This is a genomic window from Asaia sp. A2, from assembly GCF_057319415.1.
In genome coordinates this window covers 1-357 of record NZ_JBXWTO010000043.1, presented here as the reverse complement: position 1 = coordinate 357, position 357 = coordinate 1, and the positions used below count along the sequence as shown (strand labels likewise).

2 pseudogenes are annotated in these 357 nt (G+C 59.4%); one reads left to right on the top strand and one right to left on the bottom strand.

Going from position 1 to position 357, the window contains the following annotated elements:
- A pseudogene (locus tag ACWNRM_RS15195) lies at positions 1 to 139 on the top strand (IS630 family transposase); the annotation flags it as partial.
- A gap of 100 nt (positions 140 to 239) precedes the next feature.
- Here ACWNRM_RS15195 and ACWNRM_RS15190 read toward each other — a convergent pair.
- Positions 240 to 357, bottom strand: a pseudogene (locus ACWNRM_RS15190) (IS5/IS1182 family transposase); the annotation flags it as partial.

Here is a 357-nt window from a genome sequence, read left to right as displayed (position 1 = left end):
CAAACTCAAGGCCCATCTCCGCCGCGCCGCCGAACGCACCCGAGACGGGCTTTGGAACAGGATCGGCAAACTCATCGATCAGGTCGCGCCCGCAGAATGCGCCAACTTCTTCACCGCCGCTGGATACGAGCCAGATTGAGAGGAAAACTCTCTAGCGCTTTGTCATTCTGACTGACGGCTCCTGGGGTGACTTTTGGTCTGCGCTTTGGGCAGATCGGGCGCTGTTTCCTCCGGGATGGCTACGCGCTCGCGTTCAGTCTTTCGAGGAAGAGGAAGCGGCGTATGTTGTAAACGATATTGGCGAGCCCGATCCTCATGGTGGCTCGCGTTATGCCCACGGTCCGGACGAACAGACCC